Raw genomic sequence first — 21,696 nt, 5'->3', positions numbered from 1 at the left:
ATGCTAAAAAAGGGAATTATCAACCTATTAAAATAGTAAGTATTCCTTTGTATAAAAGCAATTGATCGAATTAAAAAAAAGAATATTTCCCATTTTGTAAGATTTTCCACTTCAATAGCTAATATTCAATTATGAGATCATTGAAAACAAAAAGGTCTCCACGGATGGAGACCTTAAAAAAACACAAATGATGAAAAAAAATTATTTCGATTCACAAATATAAGCAAAAATTGTGTTATGCAAAACACTATAAGGTCATTTTTTTAAATATTATTTATTTTAAGTAAAAATAATTATTCTCTAAATGATTTTATTTTTCTTTAGGATTCTGGAATTAGCTAAGCAAAAACATATCCTATCGAAGATAATTCGCGCTCTGATGAATTGTGTGCTGTTTTTTCCAATATAATAAGGAATTCCAAATGGTGAATTATAGTGAATACAGCCCCTTTTTAAACTCTAATATAAACGAGTGTTTAACTTTTTTGTGAGCCTACTCATAAAGTTCAGTACGGTTTTTGTAGTAATTTGTTCAAAAACTATATTAAATGAGTCCAAAGACATTCAAGGGAGTTCCTACACAAAAATTTGGAGGCTTTCATGATACTGAAAGCAGAAAACTATTTAAGCAGGATATGATTCCATTGAAGTTTGAGATGTTGAAAGAAAGATTTTTCTCAATCAATAAATGGAAAAGTTATTGCGGAGAGGCATTTGCAGCATTTAAGCTTTATGATTTAAATGGCGATCCGGTAGATCGTGAACCTCAAAAAGGAGATTTTATCAGGATCGATATTCCAGGACCTGGAGAAACCGAAGCCAAAGGCTATGATTGGGTAGAAATTACAGATATGTGTTTCTATGAGGATAGTTTTTCTGAAAGCATATCCATGATATGCAGCCCATCCATCAATCCGGAAAATAGAAAAAGCAGTCATATTGCTCATTTTTATAGCTCTGGAGCAAGTTCTACCTTTATGATCTCCCGAAATCCTGCTCATTTGAAAGCAGCGATCTACGGGCGAAATGAAACCCCGAATTTCAATGCGCAATTTCTTGATACGATGAGAAATCTTGCCATTGCAGTCGGAGGAATGACGGGTATTTCAAAAATTCAATGGAAGCAGCTCACTGACGGTCTTTTGGATATTGACTAAACATGATATTCCTTTTTTGATCTAGATCAAAGTTTTATATGTGTTGTACAGGGACATTTGCACCCGAATATTTTAAACAAAATTTATGAGTACAACATTAACAAAAGGTCAGACCATTCATTTTTATCAGGCGATCACTCCGATTATCATTTCGGTATTTGGAGTTTATCTTACTATAGGAATTGCCTTGGGAGTACTTCCCAGGTTTGTTCAGAATAGCTTAGGATTTGACAATATTATTGTAGGACTTGTCATTGGTCTGCAATCACTGTCAACACTTTTGACCCGGGCTTATTCCGGGAAAATCACAGATACAAAAGGAGCTAAGAAAAGTAAGATGTCCGGCGTGGTACTAGCCGTTATTGCCGGAATTATATATGTTTTGGCTGTATTATTTCAGACTCATCCATTGCTGGCGCTGGTATTGCTGCTCGTAGCGAGAATTATTCATGGTGTTGGGGAAAGTTTTCTGGTTACCGGAGCTTTAACATGGGGAATAGGTCTCGTAGGACATTCCAATTCCGGGAAAGTAATGACCTGGAACGGGATTGCGATGTATGCCGGGATTGCCATCGGGGCGCCCATCAGCATCTGGATAAGTAAAGAATACCATATTCTGCCTGCCTTTATCCTTATTGCCTTACTTCCGCTTGTAAGCTGGATTTCTACGGCAAAACTCCCTTCTATTCCTGTAGATAAAGATCACGTAAGAACTCCTTTTTATAAAGTAATCGGAGCAGTATCCGGACAAGGGCTGAGTCTTGCCTTTTCATCAATGGCTTTTGGATGTATTGCCTCTTTTATTGCTTTATTCTTCTCTGAAAAAAATTGGGGTGATGCTTCACTTGCCTTTATCATCTTTGGAGCATGCTATGTCCTGACCCGAATTTTCTTTGCTTCTTTTCCTGATAAATACGGAGGTTTTAAGATTGCATTGATCTCTTTACTCATTGAAGCTGCAGGACAGGTATTAATCTGGACCGCTGCTTCCAAAACACTGGCTATCATCGGATGTGGGTTGACGGGTGTTGGGTTTTCATTGATTTTTCCTGCTTTGGGAGTTCTCGCAATTCAAAAAGTGAAACCACAGATGAGAGGAACTGCATTGGGCGCTTATGTCGCTTTTGTTGATCTTTCATTATGTGTGGCCGGACCGTTAGCAGGATTGATTGCCGGCTGGTTTGATTATCAATCGGCATATCTGTTCGGAGGAATAGGCTGCGTTATCTCAATGATTGTTTTACTATGTAATAAGAAATAAAATGGAAAATTCTATAATAACTTCTGTAAAGGAAACTAAAAAAATACGTTCAGTATTTACTGTTAAAAATAAAAATAAGCTTACACCCCATCTTATCCGGGTTATATTTCATATTGATGAAAACCAATCTGAGCTGTTAGCCCATGTGAAATCCGGGTCTAATAATAAAATCTTTATCCCGACTGAAGAAGGAAGTGATCCGTTAATAAGAACCTATACCAACAGGAAAATCGATCTTGAAAAACGAGAACTGACTATAGATTTTGTAGCCCATGGTGATAACGGTCCTGCTTCTGCCTGGGCATTAAAAGCCAATACTGGTGATGTATTGGAAATAGGAATGAAAGAAAGTGCAAAACCCTTAGTTCCTGATGCTGATTTCTATCTGCTGGCAGGTGATGCAACAGCGTTACCTGTTATTTGTGCTATTGCAGAACAGTTTCCGCCTTATGTGTCAGCAAAGATAGTATTGGAGGTAGCAGGCAAGGAAGATGAACTTATTCTGTGCTCTGCAGCAGATATTTCGGTTGATTGGCTTCATAATCCTCATCCTGAAATGGGAGGCCAGCTTGCAGAAGCAGTAAAATCTGTTCCATTTCCTCCCGGAATATTAAAAGAATATGTTTATATCGCTGCAGAATACAGTACAGTGCATGAGCTTAGAACTTACTTCAAAACAACCTTAGAATGGGATCCTCATGGTTTATATATTGGCTCATACTGGAAAGCCGGACAAGCAGAAAATAGATAGATTGTTATAGAATAAAAGTAGTAAGCAAAGCCATTTATCACTATTTTTGCTTACATGCAGGAACTTTTAGCTTCATATATCAAGAATAGAATATCAGTAACGGATGATGAATTGGAAACTATTCTTTCCTATTTCAGAGCTATTCCATTAAAAAAGAATGAAATGCTTCTTGCCAACGGACAAAAAAGCCAGCGGACATTTTTTGTAGTAAATGGCTGTCTGCGCATATTTTTCATCAATGAAGAAGGGCAGGACTCCACACGATATTTTGCATTTGAAAACCAGTTTGCAACAGCACTCACCAGTTTTATTACTTCTGAACCCTCTGAGGAATTTATTCAGGCCGTGGAGGATTCAGAAGTATATTATATTACCCATACAAATTTCTACCATCTTCTGGATATTATTCCGCAATGGGAAAAGTTTTACAGGATCTATCTGGAAACCGCATATGTTAACAATACGAAAAGACTGATGTCTTTTCTTGTTCAGGATGCCCTTGAAAAATACCGTCAGCTACTGGATGAAAATCCTGTTGTGGTAAGAAGGCTTTCTAATAAAATGGTGGCTTCCTACCTCAATATCTCTCAGGAAACACTAAGCAGGCTGAAATCCAGACTTTAAATAACAGATCATTCTACAAAATTACAGGAACAAGCTCACAGCACAATATAACAATAAAATACCCATTACCATATTGATTATTTTGTAATGTTTATTGAGAAACAAATGAAGTTTTTCTCCGGCAATTGCCCAAATCCATGTTGCAGAATTCCCAATAAAGGAAAGGAAAATAGCAAAAACAAGAATGATCCAAAGCTCCTGGAATTGTGGGAAAATAAAACTACTGAATGCCGTTATACCATAAATAATGATCTTTACATTCACGAACTGTAAGAAAAATCCTTTCCAGAAATCTGTCGCTGCTTTAGAAACAGATTCCTCTTTTTCAACATGTAATTCTGAAGGTTTCCCAGACATCACAGACCATGCCAGATAGAGCAGATAAACAGCTCCCAGATATTTCAGGTAATCGAGAAGAAAGCTATAGGAATTCAATATAAATTCCGTGAAAAAGGCAGCGAGAATCATTACTGCTGTAAATCCTGAATAAATTCCAAAAAGCAATGTTTTACTATTTTTATAACCTGATTTCATACTGCTGTTAAGCGCCAGAATATTATTAGGACCAGGAAGAAGAGCTGTCAAAACGCTGTAAATAAAAAATGAAAACCACATATTTTTTTTTGACAAAATTAACGAGTGTATATACTTCAGACAATCGGAATTATTTATACTTTTACTTCGAAAAATTTAAAGTATGGATATTCATCAGCTCAGAAGCTTCAAAACGATAGTGGAAAAAGGAAATTTTCAGGATGCAGCCAAAGAACTTAATTATTCTTTATCTGCTATAAGTTACCAGATTCAACAGCTTGAAAATGAAGTGAAATTTCCGTTATTTGAAAAGATAGGAAGGAGAATGCTCCCTACAGAACAATCTCTGAAGTTGATTCCTCACATCAAAAAAATAGAAGAAGAAATAGAACAGATCAAACAATTGAATTCAAAAGACAGAAAAATAGAAGGAAATCTTACCATTTCAGTTTCTGACAGTTTGTTAACTTATATTCTTCAGCCTGTGCTTAAGGAATTTGTGGAAACGGCTCCTGATGTAAAACTTAAATTAAAAGTGAGAAACTGCTACGAAGTCCAGAAAGAGATTATCCGGAATGATATTGATCTGGGGATTCACTATCAGGTACATGGATATGATGATCAAATCAAGGTAACAGAACTTTCTTCTTTCACAGTAGGAGTCATGGCATCGCCGGCATTTTTAGAACGGGAAAAAAATTTTGACAGAAAAGATCAGGTAAAGACATGTTCTATTATCAATAATGATCCGAATGGAGTCTATCAGCAATACTTTGAAGACTATCTTGAGAAAAAGAACATCAGAACCGGACAAAGTATCGAACTCTGGAGTATAGAAGCCATCAAAAAAAGTATAATGAATAATCTTGGGATCGCCTGTCTTCCGCATTTTGTGGTGGAAGAAGAACTGAAAAGAGGAGAAATTACAGAAATTAAGATCAAAGCATTTCAGCGTACCATTACGATGATTACAGCTCACCATTCCAATAAATGGATCAGTCCTGCTATGGAGTTATTTTTAAAAATTCTTCATCAGCGAATAGCTTGTAAGGCTGATGTAAGCTAGAGAAATTAAAAGAAAATTAATACTGGATCCTTTTCAGAAAAAATTTAAACCTTATATTTGCATTAATGTTAAAATGGTTATCCATATTATGCTCGATGATGTATGTGCTGGCTACCACCAATGCGGGGGAAGTACTGAAGGTACCTATGTTTGTAGAACATTATATGGAATATCACGGAAGTCTTTCAGAATTTGTAATGGAGCACTATGATAACCATAAACAAGACTCTGACTGGGATACTGATCAAAAACTACCCTTTATCAATCCTCCGATTGTATTGACAGTACATGCCCAGCTTCCGGAACTTACATTTGAAATAAAAAAACCTAAAGAAATTACTGTTTCAAAGAAAAACAGTATTTATAAGGAAAAAGACTTTTCCAACCATTACCTTTCCCAAATTTTCCAGCCTCCACGGCTTTCTTAACTGACTTTAAATTGAAAATTAATACTTTACGTTTTTTACTTAAAGTAGTCAATTCTTGTTACATATCCATTAATTCGTAATGTATTATAACTGTGCGTAAACTCTAAGGAAGTTACAAAGCTTTGTCTTGAACATTTAAACTTTGTCTCCAAATATCAGAATTTAAAGACTGAGAATGAAGGGGAGCAAATCAATGATCTGACAAAGTGGTTTTATGATACTTCTTCAAGCCATCCAACTTTTATAAAGCATTCCGGGTTATCAATTAATAGTTTTTTCCATGTTAAATAAAATTATTGAGTTTTCTGTAAAGAATAAACTCATCATCGCTCTGTTTGCAGCGGGGCTTATCCTTTTGGGAGTCTATGAGACCACCCAGCTTCCTATTGATGCGCAGCCGGACATCACGAATAATCAGGTTCAGATTATTACAACCGCTCCTTCCTATGGTGCAGCAGATATAGAACGTCTTGTTACATTTCCTATTGAGCAGGCTACCAGCAATATCAGCGGAATTACGGAGCTTCGGAGTTTCTCACGTTTCGGACTTTCTTTAGTAACCGTCGTTTTTGATGACAATACCGATGTATATTGGGCCCGTCAGCAGGTTCAGGAGCGCTTACAGCTTGTTCAGGATAATATTCCGGCCGGAATTGGCAAACCGGAATTGGGACCTATTTCAACCGGCCTGGGAGAGATTTTCCAATATGTGGTGAGGGCCAAAAAAGGATACGAAAATGTATATGATGAAACTGAGCTCAGAACTATTCAGGATTGGGTAGTTAGAAGACAGCTTCTCGGGACTAAAGGAGTGGCCGATGTCAGCAGTTTTGGAGGGAAATTGAAGCAATATGAAATAGCCATTAATCCTAACAAACTTCAGGCATTTAATATCAATATCAACGATGTTTTTGCGGCTCTGGAGAAAAATAACCAAAATACCGGCGGGGCTTATATTGAAAAGAAAGAAACCGTTCTGTTTATCCGAAGTGAAGGACTACTGGGAAGTAAGGAAGATATCGGAAGCATTCAGGTAGCAGAAACCAAAGAAGGCATTCCTGTACATATTAAAGACGTTGCCTCTGTGAAGGTTGGCTTTGCAACACGATACGGAGCGATGACTTATAATGATACGGGAGAAGTCTCCGGGGCTATTGTACTGATGCTGAAAGGGGAGAATGCCAATGTGGTGATTGGAAATATCAAACAGAAGCTGGAAAAAATTCAGGAATCATTGCCCGAAGGCGTTGTCATTGAACCTTTCCTTGACCGCGCTAAAATGGTCAACAATACGATCAGTACGGTAAAAACAAACCTGATGGAAGGAGCTTTGATTGTTGTTTTTATTCTGGTTTTATTTTTAGGAAATTTAAGAGCGGGACTGTTGGTTGCTTCTGTGATTCCATTGGCCATGCTTTTTGCCATTATTATGATGAATATCTTCGGGGTAGGAGGAAATCTGATGAGTCTTGGAGCTCTTGATTTTGGTCTTATTGTAGATGGAGCGGTTATCATTGTTGAAGCCGTACTGCATCAGCTTGCCCACAAAAAGCATTTCGGGAAAGACAATATGCTGAGCAAAAAGGAAATGGATGATCAGGTGTCTGGTTCTGCAACCAAAATGGTTAACAGTGCAGTCTTTGGTCAGATCATTATCTTGATTGTATATCTTCCAATTTTTACGCTTCAGGGAATTGAAGGAAAAATGTTCAAACCAATGGCTCAAACGGTTGCTTTTGCCCTGATTGGAGCATTTATTCTTTCTCTGACTTACATTCCTATGATGAGTTCTCTGGTATTGAGCAGAAAGAAAAAAGAAAAAGAAAATATCTCAGACAGGGTAATGGGAAAAGTGGAGACAGGACACCAAAAGCTCCTGATGAAAGCCCTTAAATACAGAAAAACAATTATTGTAAGTGTATTAATTCTGTTTGCTGGTGCTGTTTTTACCCTTTCCAAAATGGGAGGAGAATTTATTCCGTCTTTGGAGGAAGGTGACTTTGCCGTTGAAATGAGAATCCTTCAGGGAAGTAATATCAGTGAAACCAAGAAAGCAACCACTCAGGCAGCCAATATCCTTTTAACACAGTTTCCAGAAGTAGAGAAGGTGGTGATGAAGATTGGAAGTGCCGAAATTCCTACAGAGCCAATGCCGATGGATGCCGGAGATATGATCATTGTTTTGAAACCTAAAAAAGAATGGACTTCTGCAAAATCATTTCCGGAGCTTTCTGACAAAATGAGTAAGGCATTAAGCGTTATTCCCGGATTAACAACCAGTTTTCAGTTTCCTGTACAGATGCGTTTCAATGAACTGATGACCGGAGCAAGACAGGACGTCGTATGCAAAATTTATGGTGAAGATCTGGACAGTCTTGCTGCGTATGCCAAAAAAATAGGAAGTGTCATCAATACCGTGAAAGGCGCTCAGGATCTTTATATTGAGCCTGTCGTTGGAGCGCCGCAGGTGGTGATTGATTATAACCGTTCAGAATTGTCCCGCTACAATATTTCGGTTGCAGATATCAACAGAGTGATCAATATGGCTTTTGCAGGACAGACTGCGGGTGCTTTGTATGAAGGTGAGAAAAAATTTGATATCGTTGTCCGAATGGATAATGAGCATAAAAAAGACATTACAAGCATCCGGAATCTTTTGGTCCCTACAGCTTCAGGAGAACAGATCCCATTATCACAACTGGCGAAAGTGGAACTGAAAAACAGTCCAAACCAGATTCAAAGAGAAGATACCAAAAGAAGGATTATTGTAGGGTTTAACGCAAGAGGAAGAGATGTGCAGAGTATTGTGGAAGAGCTTCAGCAAAAAGCAGGTAAAAGCCTGAAACTGTCTCCAGGATATACAGTTTCTTATGGAGGTGCTTTTGAAAATTTAAATGAAGCCAAAGCAAGACTGGGACTAGCTGTTCCTATTTCATTAGTCATGATTTTCCTGTTATTGTTTTTTGCTTTCGGTTCTGTAAAACACAGCTTACTCATCTACACTGCCATTCCATTATCTGCGATAGGAGGTGTCTATTTTCTGGCTTTGAGAGGAATGCCTTTCAGTATCAGTGCCGGGGTAGGATTCATCGCTTTATTTGGAGTTGCTGTACTTAATGGAATTGTTTTGATATCAGAGTTTAACCGATTGAAAAATAATGGATTAACTAATACCAGCAGAATTGTACTCATAGGTACAAAAATAAGGCTTCGTCCGGTTTTAATGACGGCTTTTGTGGCTTCTTTAGGATTTCTTCCTATGGCGATCAGCAACGGTGCGGGAGCTGAAGTACAGAGACCTTTGGCAACGGTAGTGATCGGTGGTCTGATGCTCGCTACACTTTTAACCCTGTTTGTACTTCCTATTCTATACGTCCTGTTTGAACATATTAATAAAGATAAAATGAAATTCTCAAAAAAACTTAACTATAAAAAATTGTCTGTTTTCTTATTGTTGATCTCTTTCGGAAGCTTTCAGGCTCAGGAAAACATTACTTACGACCAGGCTTTGGAAAAAGCATTTCAACAGAATGGTATCCTTAAAAACTCAAAATTGGTATCCGATTACCAGGAAAAACTGAAAGCCAGTTATCTGGATATTCCACAGCTGGAAGTGACGGGAGGTTTTGGACAGATCCAGGGAGAAGAAACCGACAATTCATTCGGGATCTCTCAAAGGTTCAGTTTTCCTACGGTATATTCAAAAAGAAAACAAATGCTGAATGCTGAATGGTCTGCAAGTGTTATCAATCAAAATATGACAAAAACACAGCTTACCAAAGAAGTGACAGACGTTTTCTACAGAATATTGGTGCTTCAGGAAAAGAAAAAAGTATTGGAATATATCAGCCAGCTGTACAATAATTTTGCTGAGAAAGCAGGCTTAAGATTAAAAAAGGGAGAAGCGAATATTCTGGAAGAATCAACGGCTGAAATTCAAAAAGAACAGATAAAAGTACAGTTGAACACCCTTGAAAATGATCTGAACATCACAAAACTTCAGCTTCAGTTATTACTTCAGTCCGAGATTCCTTACCAGCCAATTGCTGATCAACCAACGATGAATATTGGGCTTCAGATTTCTGAGGAAATGGTAAAACAGCATCCTGAGCTTCAATACCTGCAGCAACAGATCAAAATAGGAGAGGCCGAAGTACAACTCGAAAAAAGCAGACTGCTTCCTGATCTTCTTGTAGGATACACCAATCAGAGTATGAAAAACATCAACAATAACCGCTTCAATTCGGTTCAGGTGGGGGTAGGAATTCCATTGTTTACGAAAGGGCAAAGAGCTTTGGCAAAGGCTGCACAGGCAAAAATTGCGATCAGCGAAAATCAATATCAGCGAAAAGAAATTGAACTTAGAAACAGATTGAACCAGCAATTGAGCAATTATAAAAACCAACAACGAATCATTGAAAATTATGAACAAAAACAGCTTCCAAAATCTGATATCATCTTAAAAGCAGCCCAGAAACAGATGGAAGTAGGGGAAATTGATTACCTGAATTGGGTAATACTAGTGAATCAGGCCGTAAAAACCAAAGCAGATTATATTGATCAGTTGGAAAAATTGAATCAAATAGGAGCCGAACTTCAATTCTTAATTTCAAAATAACAACGTCATGCAATTCAGAAACATATCAATATACAGCCTTTCTCTACTTCTTGTTTTATCTTCATGTTCAGGGAAAAAAGAGGAAGAAAAAACGGTTTACGAAAACACAAAATTCACTAAAAACAACCAAAATTCGATTCATCTTACGGAAAAACAGATTCAGTCTGTAGGAATTACCACAACCGCCATCCAAAACAGGAATATGGAAAAGCTGGTGAGACTGAACGGGAAAGCTGAAATTGCGCCTTCTCACATTAGTTTAGTTTCCAGCATTATGGGTGGGCACATCAAGTCTATCCATGTGATGAATGGAAGTCATTTCAGCAAAGGGCAGGTTCTTGCTGTGGTAGAAGATCCTCAGTTTATACAGCTGCAACAGGATTATCTGGTAACCAAAGCACAGCTTGAAGCAGCAAGACTGAATTTCAACCGCCAGAAAGATCTTAATACAAGCAAAGCCAGCAGTGATAAAACGATGCAGACCGCTCAGGCAGACTATGCTACCCTTAATGCAACTTTAAAAGGTCTTGAAGAAAAACTAAGAATCATTGGAATTAATGCCAAAGGTTTAAATACCGGAAATATCAGAAGTAAGATCAATATTTATGCTCCGTTTACAGGTTTTGTGAGCAAAATTCTTGTGAATAATGGACAATACATCAATCCGGCAGATACTTTATTTGAGCTGATCAATCCAGCCGGACTTCTTTTAGAATTAAAAATCTTTGAAAATGATGTGAATGATGTAAAAGTGGGACAGGAAATCTTAGTGTACAACAATCAGAAACCGGATATAAAATCAAACGCTAAAATTGTCAGTGTTGTTCCAAACATTGAAAACGGAGGTTCTGCAACAGCAATAGCCAAACTATCTTCTCCTAATTCTGAATTTGTAAAAGGAATGTACATCAACGCTGAAGTCAATATCAGCAGCCATTACACGCAGGGACTTCCCAACGAAGCGGTAGTTTCTTTTGAAAATAAAAATTATATTTTTGAAGACCTGGGAAAATCCAATTATAAAATGATTCCTGTGGTTATTGGAATTTCAGATGACCAATTTACAGAGGTATTAAAAGCTGATTTTTTTAAAGATAAGAAAATTGTACAGAAAGGTGCTTACAGCCTTCTGATGATCCTTAAAAACAAAGCACAATAATTTTAAATACATATTGTACAATCAAAAGATCAGTCGAAAGATTGGTCTTTTTTGTTGATACAATAAAGTTGTTTAAACTTTATAAAACCACAAAAGTCACAAAAGCTTTCATTTTAAATACATGTTAATCTACTCAAATAGATTTAGTTAGAATTATTCTGAAGAAAAGTTCACATAAGATGAAAATCTTTGATTTTTACAAAACTTAGGTGTACTTACTATGCATAAAGCTTGGCTCTAAAAAGCTTAAGTGTTTAAACTTTTGTGCCTTTTGTGATTAAAAACAATCAAGATAGGAGTTGAGACGGCTTCAATGTTTTACTATAAAGCTTCTTCAGTGACAAAGTCGCACTTTTTTACTCTTTCAAAATGAGCATTTGAATCACTATTACCTTGCATTAAAAAACTTAAAAACATGACATTTGACATGTTTTACACATTGAGAAATACTATTTAATGCATAATTCATTTTAAAATAATATTTTTAAGAAGTGAATAGTTGTAAAGGATTTTTAGATGAATAATAAAAGAACTTTTATCAAAACTTTATGACAAAAAAACCTTTGCACAACTTCCATATTCCGGTAATGGGACTGGCTTATACAATAGACAGCCCGATCCGTGTTGCCCAATATGGAATCTCTTCTGTGATCTCTATCATTGATGATGAAATCCTTGAAAAGATGAAAAACTTTTACAACAAAAAGTTTAATCTTGACTATTGGGGCATTTCAACGAAAACGGAAGATTACAGAGCAAGAAGAATTACTGCCTATCTGGATATGGTGGATGATATCGTGAACGAAAAATTTGAATCTTTCAAACAGGAAATCAGTAAAAATAAGGAGGCTCTAAAAGACTTTGTGGCGATGCTTCCGAATTCTTCAGATCTGAAATCCGGGCTTCAAAACATGGTTAATCAAACGGATAACTGGAGTTCTTCTATAAAAAACTTCATTGAAACCAACTTAAAACCTGGAAGTATCGACGTCAATATCATGACGAAAGTAGATAAAGACAATTATCAAAAAAACGAACAGCTTCCTGTCATGTATAATGATGCCCATGCTTCACTGCGCGGATTTGCAAAAAGTAAACTATCATCTTCTATGGTTCTTTCTGCAGGAATGAACCCTCGTCTGTACAGCTACATGGAAGAATTTGAAGACTTTTTCCCGGATGAAAACGGAAAGATTAAAAAGAAAATCATTCTTAAAGTGAGTGACTTCCGTTCTGCCATGATCCAAGGGAACTTTCTTGCTAAAAAAGGGTTATGGGTTTCAGAATATAGAATAGAATCCGGGCTGAATTGCGGGGGACATGCATTTGCAACCGAAGGAATGCTTCTCGGGCCTATTATGGAAGAATTTAAGCAGAAAAAAAATGAACTGATACAGTCAGCTCATCAATTGATGATGAAAGCTTTGGAGCAAAAAGGGAAAATTATAGTTTCCGAACCTTTAGAAATGAAAATTACCGTTCAGGGTGGAGTGGGAACTTCTGAAGAACACGAATTTTTATTGGCCAATTACAATGTAGACAGCGTAGGATGGGGCTCACCGTTTTTACTGGTGCCCGAAGCGACTTCTGTAGACACCGAAACCAGAAATCTTCTTGTAAAAGCAAAAGAGCAGGATTTTTATCTCAGTAATATTTCGCCACTGGGAGTTCCCTTCAATACAGTAAAAGGAACCTCCAACGAAAGATTGAAACATGAAAAAGAGGCTAAGGGAAAACATGGAAGCTCATGTCCGAAAAAACTTCTGGCATTGAGTAAAGAGTTCTCTCCGGAAGGCACCTGCACCGCTTCTAAGAAATATCAGGATATCAAACTGAAAGAATTGTATGCTGACAGGGAAACATTCACAGAGAAAGAATTTGATAAAAGGAAATCCGAAATTACAGATAAAGCCTGTCTGTGTGTAGGTCTTGTAAATGCTGCCTATATGGAGCAAAATCTTGAGATCAAAGGTGAAAAACAAGGAGTTGTCATATGTCCCGGACCGAATATTGCTTTTTTTGATAAAGAAGTTTCGCTTTCGGAAATGGTAAAGCATATTTATGGAAACACCAATATTCTTGCTGATAATCAACGCCCCAATATGTTCATCAACGAACTGAAAATGTATGTTGATTATCTTAAAAAAGAAATCGTTGAATCATCAGCACAGATTACCCATTCACAAACCAAAAAATGGAATGCTTTCAAGAAAAATATCTTAGAAGGTATAGAATATTATCATGAGCTTTTTAAAGCATCATCATACTTCAGCAACGGTTTATCAACCATCAACCTGCAATTACAGGAATACAAACTTCAGCTTATCGCTATTGAGGTTCCTCAGGTTGAAAAATAACCGTATTTTTTTAATTGATAGATAATAAAAACAGCTTTCAAATGGGGCTGTTTTTATTTTTTTTAAGCTGTTTTTGTTGGAAAAACGAAAAGGCGCAAAGAAATCTTACCTGCATTGTGTTATAAGGCGCAAAGATTTTATCTCCGATAAAATTGAATCCTGGATATTTTGAATCTTCTCTCGCAAATGCTGCAAATTAAGCAGAGGATAATGAAAAGATTTGCAGGAAAAATTTATAGCATACCATTTGCTGAAAATCTATGATTTTCTTGCGCCTTAAATACACAATAATTCTATAAATCTTTGCGCCTTTGCGTTTCTCCAACAAAACAATAATCAAAAAAACTTAGGAAACATCAGCATTTCTATTTATAATAACTATGGAGTGAATGGCTATTTTGAATTTTCTTCAGGCTTAATATTCCTTACCTTAGACGTCACTTAGTAAAATTTTTTTATGGAAAAAAGAAAGATCAAAAATACCGATTTAACGATTGCTCCAATCAATTTCGGGGGAAATGTTTTTGGATGGACACTGGATGAGAAACAATCTTTTGATATATTGGACCGCTTTGCAGAAGCCGGTTTTAATTTTGTGGATACTGCAGATACGTATTCATGGTGGGTAAATGGTAAAGGCGGACAGTCTGAAGAAATCATCGGAAAATGGATGAAAAGCCGTGCGAATCGTGATCATATTGTTTTGGCTACGAAGGTGGGTTCTGAAACCAAAGAGCATGGTTATGATATTAGCAGAAAGCATATCTTACAATCGGTAGATGAGTCCCTGCAAAGACTTCAGACGGATCATATTGATATTTATTATACTCATTTTGACGACAATATCACTCCGGTAGAAGAAACACTTTCTGCGTATGATGAAATCATTAAAGCTGGAAAAGTACGCTATATCGCCGCTTCCAACTTATCACCAGAACGTTTAAAAGCATCATTTGAAGCCGCTGAAAAGAATAATCTTCCTAAATATGTTGCTTTACAGCCTCATTACAACTTAATGGAAAGAGAAGGTTTTGAGACAAATTACGCTCCTCTGGCAGAACAGTTTGGTTTAAGTGTATTTCCATACTGGTCTTTGGCAGCAGGTTTCTTAACAGGTAAATACCGTGATGAAACAGATCTTGCAAAAAGTGCGAGAGGGGAAGGAGTAAGAAAATATTTAAATCCAAAAGGACTTGAAGTATTGAAAGCTCTTGATCAGGTGAGTGCAAAGCATAATACCACTCAGGGAACGGTTTCTCTGGCATGGTTATTATCCAATCCATTGATTACAGCACCGATTGTAAGTGCTACCAGTGCATCTCAGCTTGAAACGGTATTCAATGCTCCTAAACTGGTTTTGGATCAGGAAGATATTGAGCTGCTGAATAACGCGAGCAACTAGTTTTCGACTTCATTATAGATTAAAATTAAATCCGTTCAACAATGAACGGATTTTTTTATGATTCGATGACGCTAACCACCCCGTCAAAAATTCTTTGAATTTTTGCCACCCCTCCAGAGGAAGGGAATTCAGGCTTTCGGTTGTCATATTCGGTTTTTACTATTAATCAGAATATTCTTTCAATAGCTGTCTGTAGCTCATTAATATTGAAGATTTTGAAATAAAGCCTATAAAATCATTATTATCACTGATTACGGGCAGGTTCCATACTCCGGTATCATCAAAAGTCTGAAGAATTTCCAACGGCTTATTTTCACGATGAAGTATTGCCGGTGGGGCCTTCATCAACTGAACTACCATCTGGGAAGCATCAATCTCTTTGTTAAAAAGATAAGGTCTGATGTCATCCAATGTAAGAACTCCTTTTAATTTGCGGTTTTCATCTACAACGGCAAAAATATTTTTATCGCCATTCTTTACCATTTCAAATAATTCTGTCACAGAAGCATTTTCATTGATCGTCTGCGAATATTTATCAATAAAATCTTCTGTTCTTAAAGCAAAAAGAAGGTTTTTATCGTGCTTATTGGTAAATATCTTTCCTTCATCTGCTAAAGATTCCAGTTCCGGAGAAATTGGAGAGAACCATTTTGCAATAAGATAAGAGATCACAGAAACAATCATCAGAGGGATAAACAGGTCATATCCAAAACTGGATTCCGCAATCAGAAATATGGCAGTAAGCGGAGCATACAAAACACCGCTCATCGCTCCGGCCATTCCCACCAAAACAAGATTGGTCACCGGAACATCCGTAAAGCCTAAATGCTGACAAATAAGGGCAAATAAATAGCCTAAAGTTCCGCCTGCAAAAAGGGAAGGTGCAAAATTACCTCCATTTCCACCGCTAAATATGGTGAAAGAAGTTGCAAATGCTTTTAAAAGCAATACAAGTACTAAAAATATAATAATCGTCCAGTCTCCGATCTCAAAATATCTGAAAAAACTGTTTTCAATAATAGAGTAGGTATTTCCGTTGGTAAAGGCTTTTACGGTTTCATATCCTTCTCCGAATAAAGGAGGAAAAAGAACACATAAAAGTGAAAGTACCGCACCTCCAAACATCGCTTTACGCATTCTCGAAAGCTGAAGTCCTTTAATAAAATGCTCCACTTTTTGAGAAATGATCACAAAATAACGGGCATACAAACCTGTAAAAATTCCTAAAATAAGATAATACGGAACATTTTTATAGTTGAAAGGATCTCTTGTATAAAATCTGAAAAGAACATCTTCCTGAAGCAAAATCCTTGATAAAAGACTTCCGCAAACTGCAGCAACCACCAAAGGAATAAAATCTGTAAAAACAACCCCGGTCAAAAGGATTTCAAACGCAAACATAATCCCTGCAATGGGAGCATTGAATGCGGACGCAATTCCCGCTGTAGCACCGGCAGCCAGCAATAATGTACGTTCTTTGTAGCTCAATCTGTACGTCTGTGCATAGTTTGAACCAATAGCTGCTCCGGTCACCGCAATCGGACTTTCCAATCCGGCAGAACCTCCCAGGCCTACGGTCACCGCACTCTGTATCACCTGCGAATACATTTTAACAGAAGCTACAATACTGGAATTCTGTGCAATCTCATAGAGAATGGCTCCGATACCTTTACGGTCCTGTCCTTTAAACAAGGTCAGAACAATCATCGTGGTCAGAACAATTCCTAAAAATGGAAAAACAATATAGAATAATATCTGATATTCAAAATGAACTTTATTGGTAATGAAATAATGAATATTGTGTACCAGGGTTTTCAGAATAACTCCGGCAAGACCTGCAGTACAGCCTACCAGAATCCCTGAAAGAACGAGAAATTGATTTCTGCTCAATCTGTTATTCAGCCAATGCAGGATGAGCTCATAACTGCGTGCTTTTTCTAATCCGTATTTCTGGAAATCTCTTTTAAATTTAAGGAAGCTTAGGTATTTTTTTTTGTTGTGAATTTTCACCTTCGAAACATTTTACACTATCATCAGATTGATACAGCACCGTAAATTTATGAAATATATAATAAAAAATCATAAAAAGGGCTTTCCAAAATGTGGGTATTCTTTCTTAAACTTAAAAAAGGCAATATTTATTTAAATTTGTAAATCAATGTTTTATAACGTGATTTCAGTGTTTTTTGCTATATTATGATTAACTTTTATTTTGAGTTCAAAATTTCTTCGAAATTTAATAATAGTTTTATTGCATGAAAATTCTAATCGTTGAAGACGAAGCAGAGCTTGCCAAAAGTATTTCCGAATATCTGTCCGGAGAGCATTATCTCTGTGAATCCGCCAGTACATTTGGTGAGGCTATGAACAAAATAGAAACGTTTGTATATGACTGTATTTTATTGGACATTATGCTTCCGGATGGGAATGGTCTGAAGATTCTGGAAGAATTAAAAAAACAGCAGAAACAGGACGGTGTCATTATTATTTCTGCCAAAAATGCGCTTGATGATAAAATTGAAGGGCTGAAACTTGGTGCTGATGATTATCTTACCAAACCTTTTCATCTTTCGGAGCTGATGGCAAGGGTATATTCTATTATCAGGAGAAAACAGTTCAGCAGCTCTAATGTGGTAACGCAAAATGAACTTCAGATTGATTTGCTGGCCAAAACAGTATCGGTAAATGATGAAGTCATTTCACTGACTAAGAAAGAATTTGATCTCTTAATTTATTTTATCGGCAACAAAAATAAAGTAATTTCCAAAAGTACATTAGCTGAACATCTTTCCGGAGATTTCGCAGATATGCTTGATAATCATGATTTTGTTTATGCACACGTAAAAAACCTTAAGAAAAAGCTTTATGATGCCGGATGTGGGCATTATCTAAAAACGGTATATGGAACGGGGTATAAATGGGAAGTTTAAATAATTATGAATTATAAATTATGAGTGAAAAGAAAAATGTGCTGAAAAGATAAAAGTTTTAGTTTTGCTATTAGGATTATTAATCTTTACAGATATAAATATTAAAAATAATCCGAAGCATTATCATTACATCAAAAAATAAATCAAAAAAAAAGAATTCATAATCCATAATTTATAATTCATCATTACTGTGAAGCCTCTACTTACCAAAACCACGAAACCCTTTCTTATCTACGTACTTATTGTACTGATGATAAGTATTCCTGTATACTATTTTGTGGTGGATACGATCTGGAAAAGTGAGCTGGATGAGCATAATCAGATTATTGTTGAGAAAACAGCTTATGAGTTCAACCAACTAAAGCTGTCTGATGAAGCGCTGGAAAAAAGTCTTGAACTATGGAACCATATTCAGCCTGAAACGAATATTGAGAAAATCTCTTCCAGCCAGATTAAAAGAGATACGATATATACGTATGAAAAACACCTACCTTTTATATCAGAGCAGAAAAAAGAGCGCTATAGATGCCTTAAAAAGGTAATTTATCTTCATCACAAACCTTATCTTTTTACGATACAGACCAATATTGAAGAATCTCATGAGACAATCGCTGTGATTGCTATGATCACCATATTTTTCTTTATAGTCATTGTAGTTGGGCTTTTATATTTGAATAGAAAACTTTCTACATCTATCTGGAAACCGTTCAGGGATACACTCGATCAGCTGAAAACTTTTAAACTTAACAGTCAGAATACACTGAAATTTCCGATTTCTGATACTACTGAATTTGAAGAACTTAATCAATCTCTTTACAGGCTGATAGAACGTAATATTTCTACTTATAAAACTCAGAAAGAATTTACAGAAAATGCTTCCCATGAGCTGCAAACTCCGCTCGCCATTATCAAGAATAAGCTAGATCTTTTGCTTCAGGATCAGGATCTTACTGAAAAACAGTATCGGATTGCAGAAGATATAAATAGAGCACTTACGAGAAGTTCCCGCATCAATAAAAATCTTTTGCTTCTTGCTAAAATTGATAATAACCAGTTTGACAGCTCAGAAACTATTTCCTTTGATAATCTTCTTCATCAAAGTATTGAAATTCTCGGGGAACATATTGAACAAAAAAATATTTCTATTCAGAAAGAGATCTCCCATAATGTAGTGGTTAGGGGAAACAGCATTCTCACTGAAATACTGATCAATAATCTCATCCTCAACGCGATTCGTCATACTTCTCCAGGAGGCACCATCAATATCCACCTGAACAGTTCTTCCTTTGAAATTTCTAATTCCGGGATAGAAAAACTGAAAACAGATTTACTGTTCAAAAGATTTTCAAAACTTTCAACGGATAACAGCGGAAGCGGGCTGGGGCTTTCCATTATACAGGAAATAAGTAAGTTTCATCATTGGAATATCAGTTACAGATTTGAGAATAATCAACATATTTTCACTGTTAATTTATAGTTAAAAAATATCCTGCTTCAGACAATTCTAAATTTCTTCTAAATCGGATTGCACCTTTGTATAGAAAACATACTGAGGTATATATATTATTTAGAAATGATTTTAAAAATTGCCCTTTTATTCGCAGGAACAATCCTTGCATTTTGGATCAGTGCCATTTGTGGAGGCGGTGCAAGTCTTATTCTGATTCCGATTTTGAATTTGCTGCTTCCTACCTCTCTGGTCCCTTTTTCTCTGACGATTGGCACTTTTACAAGTTCTGCCTCCCGAATTGCTGTATTTAAGAAACATATTAATTGGAAAATATTTTTATGGTTTGTTCCTTTCTCTATTCCGGCGGTATTATTGGGAGCTTACCTGATCAAATATGTCAACCCAAACTATCTTCAGCTGGCTGTTGCTTTTTTCCTTATTGCCAATCTTCCACAACTTTTTGCTTCTAAAAATAAGATTGAAGAAACAGGCAAAGAATATCCGAAATCTGCATTGGCACTTATTGGTTTTTCTGCCGGTTTTATTTCAGGAATTACCGGAGCCGTTGGACTTCTTTTCAATCGTTTTTATCTAAAATTCGGTCTTAAAAAGGAGGAAATTGTAGCTACACGGGCAGCCAATGAGGTTTTTCTTCACTTTATTAAGCTTATTATTTACATTTCATTAGGATTATATTCCAATACAGCATTATGGCTGGGGATTGCCATTGCAGGAGCCGCTATAGTTTCCTCATATACGGTAAAATATATTCTTCCGCACCTTAGCGAAAACCTGTTTAAAAAAATAGGATATGGAGCAATGGTGGTATCAGGAGTCACTTTATTCACGAGTACTTCCGGAAAAATCATTCAACAGGATAATATTGTGGTAAAGACTTCCTCTACACCACATGAAAATGTCTATTCCATGTCCTGGAAAAATAGCCGTATGGTATTCGAATATAAGGCAAGTAAAGGGCTTGAAGTTGAAAAGACTGTGCAGCCTGAAGAATTATCAGGAAACCTTAAAGAGAAATACCATTCCCTGATGGAATACTACGATGAAGTTCATATAGAAAAAGTGTATGCTCTGGGAAAAGAGACCACTCATGAATTCTATTGTTACAAAGACAATGTACTTACCAAATTTAAAGCCTGATCATTCACCTATAAAAAAATAAGACATGAGAACAGCAAACAAAGTTGCAGCAGTCACTCTGCTTTTCTGGTTGATGAAAATCATAGCGACCACGTTAGGAGAAACGCTTGGTGATTTTATATCCATGACACTTAATCTAGGATATGTCATAGGAATTTTGGTTACCCTGCTATTTTTTATCATCATTCTAACAATACAGCTTCAGGTGAAAAAAAATATTCCCTCGGTGTACTGGATGGTGATTATAGGAACCACAACGTTAGGAACCGAAATTTCTGATTTTATCGACAGAACTTTAAAAACCGGATATTTTGCAGGGAGCCTAATCCTTCTTTCGGGACTTTTGATTTCCTTGTTCTTATGGTACAAAAAGTATGGCAACCTTGAAGTATATCCGATTTTTGAAAGAAATAAAGAATTCTATTATTGGACAGCAATACTATTTTCCAATAGCCTGGGGACTGCGTTTGGGGATTTTCTGAGCGATAATCTAGGACTTGGATATCTGACGGGAGCCTTGGTAACCGGACTGATTATATTAGTCGTGGTAGTGATGCATTACTTTACGAAAATCAATCACGTTGTCCTGTTTTGGATTGCTTTTGTATTTACAAGACCATTTGGTGCAACCTTCGGGGATCTTTTAACCAAACCTTTAGCCAAAGGGGGACTTGACCTTGGAACACTCAATGCATCTCTGATATCCCTCACATTGATGGTTCTGTTGATTATTATTTCTCAAAGAAAGCACAACAGGGAGTTACCCTTTCAGCACGAATAATTCCCCTATACCGAAGAAGA

At 36.5% G+C, this 21,696-nt stretch carries 16 protein-coding genes; 14 read left to right on the top strand and 2 right to left on the bottom strand.

Translation table 11 applies throughout. From position 1 onward, the window contains the following. Window positions 1–548 precede the first annotated feature (548 nt). The 4 genes from LF886_RS13135 (at window position 549) to LF886_RS13120 (ending at window position 3,793) form a co-directional block, all read left to right on the top strand. Window positions 549–1,157 (top strand): hypothetical protein, encoded by a 609-nt coding sequence (locus LF886_RS13135; RefSeq protein ID WP_236849991.1) that lies wholly within the window; start codon window positions 549–551, stop codon window positions 1,155–1,157. A gap of 85 nt (window positions 1,158–1,242) precedes the next feature. Then, window positions 1,243–2,418 (top strand): MFS transporter, encoded by a 1,176-nt coding sequence (locus tag LF886_RS13130; protein WP_236849990.1) that lies wholly within the window; start codon window positions 1,243–1,245, stop codon window positions 2,416–2,418. Window position 2,419: 1 nt separating this feature from the next. Beyond that, window positions 2,420–3,169, top strand: a complete 750-nt coding sequence (locus tag LF886_RS13125; RefSeq protein ID WP_236849989.1) for a siderophore-interacting protein — start codon at window positions 2,420–2,422, stop codon at window positions 3,167–3,169. A gap of 54 nt (window positions 3,170–3,223) precedes the next feature. Then, window positions 3,224–3,793, top strand: coding sequence for a Crp/Fnr family transcriptional regulator (locus LF886_RS13120; RefSeq protein WP_152288726.1), 570 nt, complete (start codon window positions 3,224–3,226; stop codon window positions 3,791–3,793). A 21-nt stretch (window positions 3,794–3,814) separates the two neighbouring features. Here the strand turns inward: LF886_RS13120 and LF886_RS13115 are convergent, their stop codons facing one another. Next, window positions 3,815–4,408 (bottom strand): LysE family transporter, encoded by a 594-nt coding sequence (locus LF886_RS13115; protein ID WP_236849988.1) that lies wholly within the window; start codon window positions 4,406–4,408, stop codon window positions 3,815–3,817. An 82-nt stretch (window positions 4,409–4,490) separates the two neighbouring features. Between LF886_RS13115 and LF886_RS13110 the strand changes: the two genes are divergently transcribed. The 6 genes from LF886_RS13110 to LF886_RS13085 all read left to right on the top strand — a co-directional run bounded on the left by LF886_RS13110 (window position 4,491) and on the right by LF886_RS13085 (window position 15,357). Continuing rightward, on the top strand, window positions 4,491–5,393 hold the full coding sequence (locus LF886_RS13110) for a LysR family transcriptional regulator (protein WP_236849987.1): 903 nt from the start codon (window positions 4,491–4,493) through the stop codon (window positions 5,391–5,393). 65 nt (window positions 5,394–5,458) lie between these two features. Beyond that, window positions 5,459–5,821, top strand: coding sequence for a hypothetical protein (locus LF886_RS13105; protein WP_236849986.1), 363 nt, complete (start codon window positions 5,459–5,461; stop codon window positions 5,819–5,821). 280 nt (window positions 5,822–6,101) lie between these two features. After that, window positions 6,102–10,439, top strand: coding sequence for a CusA/CzcA family heavy metal efflux RND transporter (locus LF886_RS13100; RefSeq protein WP_236849985.1), 4,338 nt, complete (start codon window positions 6,102–6,104; stop codon window positions 10,437–10,439). A 7-nt stretch (window positions 10,440–10,446) separates the two neighbouring features. Continuing rightward, window positions 10,447–11,598, top strand: a complete 1,152-nt coding sequence (locus LF886_RS13095; protein WP_236849984.1) for an efflux RND transporter periplasmic adaptor subunit — start codon at window positions 10,447–10,449, stop codon at window positions 11,596–11,598. 548 nt (window positions 11,599–12,146) lie between these two features. Continuing rightward, on the top strand, window positions 12,147–13,955 hold the full coding sequence (locus tag LF886_RS13090; protein ID WP_236849983.1) for a hypothetical protein: 1,809 nt from the start codon (window positions 12,147–12,149) through the stop codon (window positions 13,953–13,955). A 457-nt stretch (window positions 13,956–14,412) separates the two neighbouring features. Beyond that, window positions 14,413–15,357: an aldo/keto reductase gene (locus LF886_RS13085; protein WP_236849982.1), complete on the top strand. Its 945-nt coding sequence runs from the start codon at window positions 14,413–14,415 to the stop codon at window positions 15,355–15,357. Window positions 15,358–15,519: 162 nt separating this feature from the next. On the opposite strand, the gene LF886_RS13080 is transcribed toward LF886_RS13085, so the two are convergent. Next, window positions 15,520–17,367: a chloride channel protein gene (locus tag LF886_RS13080; RefSeq protein WP_236849981.1), complete on the bottom strand. Its 1,848-nt coding sequence runs from the start codon at window positions 17,365–17,367 to the stop codon at window positions 15,520–15,522. Window positions 17,368–17,612: 245 nt separating this feature from the next. On the opposite strand from LF886_RS13080, the gene LF886_RS13075 reads away from it, so the two are divergent. The 4 genes from LF886_RS13075 (at window position 17,613) to LF886_RS13060 (ending at window position 21,676) form a co-directional block, all read left to right on the top strand. Then, window positions 17,613–18,287 carry a response regulator transcription factor gene (locus LF886_RS13075; protein WP_109738907.1) on the top strand — a complete coding sequence of 225 codons (675 nt, stop codon included), beginning with the start codon at window positions 17,613–17,615 and terminating at the stop codon, window positions 18,285–18,287. 190 nt (window positions 18,288–18,477) lie between these two features. After that, window positions 18,478–19,764 (top strand): sensor histidine kinase, encoded by a 1,287-nt coding sequence (locus tag LF886_RS13070; protein WP_236849980.1) that lies wholly within the window; start codon window positions 18,478–18,480, stop codon window positions 19,762–19,764. A gap of 96 nt (window positions 19,765–19,860) precedes the next feature. Then, on the top strand, window positions 19,861–20,895 hold the full coding sequence (locus tag LF886_RS13065) for a sulfite exporter TauE/SafE family protein (protein ID WP_236849979.1): 1,035 nt from the start codon (window positions 19,861–19,863) through the stop codon (window positions 20,893–20,895). A gap of 25 nt (window positions 20,896–20,920) precedes the next feature. Further along, window positions 20,921–21,676 carry a hypothetical protein gene (locus tag LF886_RS13060; RefSeq protein ID WP_236849978.1) on the top strand — a complete coding sequence of 252 codons (756 nt, stop codon included), beginning with the start codon at window positions 20,921–20,923 and terminating at the stop codon, window positions 21,674–21,676. Window positions 21,677–21,696: the final 20 nt, after the last annotated feature.

It is taken from the genome of Chryseobacterium sp. MEBOG07 (assembly GCF_021869745.1).
In the GTDB taxonomy this organism is placed as follows: domain Bacteria; phylum Bacteroidota; class Bacteroidia; order Flavobacteriales; family Weeksellaceae; genus Chryseobacterium; species Chryseobacterium viscerum.
Note: the sequence above shows the minus strand (reverse complement) of the source record. Positions and strands in the feature narration are given on the sequence as shown.

What these genes read in the sequence shown, in the direction of transcription:
- LF886_RS13135 (WP_236849991.1), top strand. Translation starts at nt 549, where the DNA reads ATGAGTCCAAAGACATTCAAGGGAGTTCCTACACAAAAATTTGGAGGC.
- LF886_RS13130 (WP_236849990.1), top strand. Translation starts at nt 1,243, where the DNA reads ATGAGTACAACATTAACAAAAGGTCAGACCATTCATTTTTATCAGGCG.
- LF886_RS13125 (WP_236849989.1), top strand. Translation starts at nt 2,420, where the DNA reads ATGGAAAATTCTATAATAACTTCTGTAAAGGAAACTAAAAAAATACGT.
- LF886_RS13120 (WP_152288726.1), top strand. Translation starts at nt 3,224, where the DNA reads ATGCAGGAACTTTTAGCTTCATATATCAAGAATAGAATATCAGTAACG.
- LF886_RS13115 (WP_236849988.1), bottom strand. Translation starts at nt 4,408, where the DNA reads ATGTGGTTTTCATTTTTTATTTACAGCGTTTTGACAGCTCTTCTTCCT.
- LF886_RS13110 (WP_236849987.1), top strand. Translation starts at nt 4,491, where the DNA reads ATGGATATTCATCAGCTCAGAAGCTTCAAAACGATAGTGGAAAAAGGA.
- LF886_RS13105 (WP_236849986.1), top strand. Translation starts at nt 5,459, where the DNA reads ATGTTAAAATGGTTATCCATATTATGCTCGATGATGTATGTGCTGGCT.
- LF886_RS13100 (WP_236849985.1), top strand. Translation starts at nt 6,102, where the DNA reads ATGTTAAATAAAATTATTGAGTTTTCTGTAAAGAATAAACTCATCATC.
- LF886_RS13095 (WP_236849984.1), top strand. Translation starts at nt 10,447, where the DNA reads ATGCAATTCAGAAACATATCAATATACAGCCTTTCTCTACTTCTTGTT.
- LF886_RS13090 (WP_236849983.1), top strand. Translation starts at nt 12,147, where the DNA reads ATGACAAAAAAACCTTTGCACAACTTCCATATTCCGGTAATGGGACTG.
- LF886_RS13085 (WP_236849982.1), top strand. Translation starts at nt 14,413, where the DNA reads ATGGAAAAAAGAAAGATCAAAAATACCGATTTAACGATTGCTCCAATC.
- LF886_RS13075 (WP_109738907.1), top strand. Translation starts at nt 17,613, where the DNA reads ATGAAAATTCTAATCGTTGAAGACGAAGCAGAGCTTGCCAAAAGTATT.
- LF886_RS13065 (WP_236849979.1), top strand. Translation starts at nt 19,861, where the DNA reads ATGATTTTAAAAATTGCCCTTTTATTCGCAGGAACAATCCTTGCATTT.
- LF886_RS13060 (WP_236849978.1), top strand. Translation starts at nt 20,921, where the DNA reads ATGAGAACAGCAAACAAAGTTGCAGCAGTCACTCTGCTTTTCTGGTTG.